This is a genomic window from Opacimonas viscosa (genome assembly GCF_024199005.1).
In the GTDB taxonomy this organism is placed as follows: domain Bacteria; phylum Pseudomonadota; class Gammaproteobacteria; order Enterobacterales; family Alteromonadaceae; genus Opacimonas; species Opacimonas viscosa.
On the sequence record NZ_JANATA010000285.1, the window covers coordinates 1 to 244 of the forward strand.

Below are 244 nucleotides of genomic sequence, written 5' to 3' on the forward strand. Positions count from 1 at the left end.
AGCGCAACATTGCGAATACCGTATACAAATCGCTGTAGATACGTAGCCTTTACTGAAGATGAGTTGGCATCGGTATGTAAAGCAGCCTGCAGCTTAGCCAGCGCTTCTGGGGACATTCTTGATATATAAGCAGGAATAAAAGTGAGCGTAATAATGAAAGCCAACAGGATACCTGAGCCAATGAAGGCGCCGAAGATTTGCACCGGCGGGATCGGTGTAAGCATAAGTGAGTAGAAACCGGCTG

The 244-nt window shown here is 47.1% G+C and carries 1 protein-coding gene; it reads right to left on the minus strand.

The features are described 5' to 3' along the window. Positions 1-244, minus strand: a 244-nt coding sequence (locus NLF92_RS13620; protein WP_349293235.1) for an MMPL family transporter, incomplete at both ends; no start/stop codon positions are given.